Raw genomic sequence first — 3,368 nt, forward strand, 5'->3', positions numbered from 1 at the left:
CCGTCAACGCAGAGAACCGCCTGGCCGTTCCCAATCGCTGCATTGATTTCTTTTACGGTCTTCACCGTGTTCAAGGAAACCGTTTGCAGGACCCGTTCGAGACCATCCAAGGATATATCGGGTCCATCCCAGGTGGCAAGTGGTTCAAGGAGCCCCTCCTGGGCCAGTTCTTTTCCGATCAGGGTGTAAATCCATACGACAAAACCCCTGCGGTTCCCGACCTGAACCCAGCGAAACCGGACGTCGTCACAATGCCCCCACACTTCAGCCAGTCGACCATACATCTCGTCAATGCTTTTGGACAACTCGTTGTAACCTTGCGGGACTTCGGGAGCAGACCAACTGATGTTTTTCTTCCGCTTCTCTTTTTGCCGCCTTGCACGTTTTCCCCGCATTGCCCCACCAAGTCTCGTCTAAAGATCACTTCTGGATTATTATGCCAAGGAATCTGCCCATTTATGCGAATGTCCGAGTTATCATCTGAGTGCGCAAGAAAGCCTGCGATCGTTACATACGGAAGACTGTTTCCGGGGAAGATAAGTGGCAAAAGTCAGGAGGTGTTGTACAATGGCACGTGGCCAAAAGAGGAATACTCGCGTTGTCCCGGGCGCTCTCCGGGCCCTGGATCAGTTAAAGTACGACGTGGCCCAGGAACTGGGCATCCAGGTGCCGGCGGATGATTATTGGGGAACCATGACGACGCGGGATACCGGGGCAATCTGAGGAAACATTACCCGCAAACTTGTTGCTTTAGCAGAGCAACAACTGGCCTCTCAGACTTTCGGGATTCAATAATAACCGCAAAGAGGGCTGTCTCATTCCGGGAGACTGCCCTCGCTCGTTCCTTTCGATAAACTCTGTGACCGAGATACTCATGACGACGCCGAGGCCCGTTGCCGTTCGGGCACATCGACGACCTGACCGGCAAGCCCGTGCTTCGTCCGGTACCAATAGTGAGGCTTCGTCAGCAGTTCCACCAGCGCCCAGTAACTCGCGATGGAGTGCAACAGCCAGTAAATCGGCATCAGTAACCCCCACCACAGGAAATCCTTGTATCCCCTCTTCCAGCCCCCCCATACGGCCAGCAGGACCATCACCGTATTGCCGAACACAAACGAAACTGTCGCGGGCCAGCGCACCCAGGGATCCGTAAAGAGTAGGTCCGGGCCGTAATGAAAGAACGTGTAATTCAAAAACAGCGCCCACAAAATCAGATTCGTCAAAAGGGTCAAAGGTGCAGAGCCCACAAACAAAAGAAACGCCCCGTATTGTTTGAAACCGAAATTCTTGAACATCTGAACAGGGCGCCTCGTATACACCAGCGTTGTCTGCATGTATCCTTTGATCCAGCGAACCCGTTGCCGCAGCCAGTTCATGAGAAGACTGTTGGCTTCCTCCCAGGTTGTGGAAGGCAACATTCGCACTTTGATTCGGTACCTTGCCGCCCGCATCCCAAGATCCGCATCTTCCGTTACATTATAGGCATCCCACCCGCCAATCTGACGCAACGTCTCCACAGGAAAATGGTTGCTTGTGCCGCCGAGCGGAATCGGCAACCGCCACCCGTGCAATCCAGGAAGCAGGATGTCAAACCAATTGGCGTATTCCAGAGCAAACCACCGGGTCAATAAATTCTGTCTGCTGTTGTAGAATTGCAGGGCACACTGCAGAATGGTGTCATCCCCCCAAGCCTGAAACCCTGCCAGGGCTTTGTACAATTGGTCATGTTCCGGAATGTCCTCCGCATCATAAATGGTGAGGTACTTCCCCCGAGCAAACATAAGGCCGTAGTTGCATGCTTTCGGTTTGGTCCGGGGCCCCAGCGGCGGAATGTACACAAACCGAAAATGCCCTGGCGGCCGACATTGTTTCAGATATTCAATCGTCTGTCGATCGTCCTCTTCCACAAGCAACAGGACATCAAGGCGGTTCGGCGGATAGTCCAGGTTTTTGATCGCTTCAATCGATTGTCTCAAGACATGTTCCGGTTCTCGATACAAGGGCACCAAGATGCTGTACACGGGCCACTCGGATCTTGGCAGTCGGGAGATGGGTTCTAGATCAAGGACAACGTCCTTGTGTCCCAAAGTCAGCCAGACCTTGAACACCCACTGAAGCAGGTAGATTCCTTGCAGGATAAGAAAAGAGCCCAAAAGAACCTTTGTCGGAAAAAGCCATGCCACCACGATAAAAACCACAAGAGCAATACTCATGACAATCCGTTGTGACCGACCGAGCCTTTCCCGGGCGGATTCCTCCGGCGACCGATAGAACAGGCCGTCCGCAGCCCACTTGACCAAGTCAACCTTCCAAAAACGCCTGACAAGTTCGAAGAAATCGCGTTCGCCAATCACCCGCACCGAGATCTGTTCTGTCTGGTATGTGTCTTTGATCCAGGTTAAGGCCGACTCCGACCCCGGATAGATGGTCCACACTTCAAGCTGATCTTCAACCCGCCGAACCGGCAGTGTTTGATAACGGAGCACTTCCTGATAGGAAACTCTTTCAATTAAGGAAATGTCAACCAAATTCGCATGCTCACTCGCGTTTTCCAAAAATGGAAGGTGATAATGCTCCGCCAGGATTTGCAACAATTCCCGCGAGGTTATGTACCCCAAGCTCAGCGCAAGCCATCCCGTTCTCCCGCCTGTCTGCTGCTGCGCCTCTAAAACTCTGTCCAACTGATCCTTTGTCAATAGACCGCGTTTCAGAAAACGCTCCCCAATTTGCATGCGCAGATGTCACACCCTTACGATGGTGGCTCTCCCACTAACATACAGCGAAAATCAATCACCTACTTTTCATACCAAACGTTTCAAGATTACGCAATAGCAAAAAGAGGTTTTGAGAATGCGATCAAGATCAACTTTTCATTTCCGCCCTTTCGGAACCCACCACCCGGCCTTCTTCCCGGAGTGATCATCCAGATACACCCTGCCGTTTCGAAGCACCAGAACCCCTTCCCATACCTCATCCTCATCCGGTCCAAACAGCATGATCCGCACCCGGCTCCCGGTTTCCACCGCTTCGGCCAGCACATACCGCAATTCCGCTAACTGGTCTTCCGTCAACTCCGGCTCCCGGCGTCGGTTCGCCTCCCGCTCCATCCGTTCCGCCATGTCCCGGTGTTCGGGAAGCACCAGCCGCATGGCGGAAAAGAGATTGCCTTCCGTGATCCGCATCCTTTTGGTTCCCTCCTGTATGCCTTGGTCATTGCGGTTTTTCTCCCAGCCACGGCCGAAACGGCCCGTCCGTACAGCTCCAAGGATCAGCCTCGTCAGGACCCGGAACCTCCCCCCACTTTGGCCCATGAATGAGTCGGCTCCCTGTCGAGCCTTTCCGGGTCGACGCTTCCCGAGCAGATTTAT

Annotated in this window: 3 protein-coding genes and 1 pseudogene; 1 reads left to right on the plus strand and 3 read right to left on the minus strand. The window is 53.4% G+C overall.

Annotation, left to right across the window (positions count from 1 at the left end):
- Nucleotides 1-305: pseudogene (locus K6T64_RS16485) on the minus strand (spore germination protein); the annotation flags it as partial.
- A gap of 262 nt (nucleotides 306-567) precedes the next feature.
- On the opposite strand from K6T64_RS16485, the gene K6T64_RS16490 reads away from it, so the two are divergent.
- Nucleotides 568-723, plus strand: coding sequence for an alpha/beta-type small acid-soluble spore protein (locus K6T64_RS16490; protein ID WP_052300611.1), 156 nt, complete (start codon nucleotides 568-570; stop codon nucleotides 721-723).
- A 149-nt stretch (nucleotides 724-872) separates the two neighbouring features.
- Here K6T64_RS16490 and K6T64_RS16495 read toward each other — a convergent pair whose 3' ends face one another.
- Nucleotides 873-2,732 carry a glycosyltransferase gene (locus K6T64_RS16495; RefSeq protein WP_170099095.1) on the minus strand — a complete coding sequence of 620 codons (1,860 nt, stop codon included), beginning with the start codon at nucleotides 2,730-2,732 and terminating at the stop codon, nucleotides 873-875.
- A gap of 138 nt (nucleotides 2,733-2,870) precedes the next feature.
- The gene (locus K6T64_RS16500) at nucleotides 2,871-3,182 is read right to left on the minus strand and encodes a YolD-like family protein (RefSeq protein WP_013076086.1); all 312 of its coding nucleotides are present in this window, start codon (nucleotides 3,180-3,182) and stop codon (nucleotides 2,871-2,873) included.
- Nucleotides 3,183-3,368: the final 186 nt, after the last annotated feature.

Origin of the sequence: Kyrpidia sp. (genome assembly GCF_023512215.1) — a bacterium.
In the GTDB taxonomy this organism is placed as follows: Bacteria; Bacillota; Bacilli; order Kyrpidiales; family Kyrpidiaceae; genus Kyrpidia; species Kyrpidia spormannii.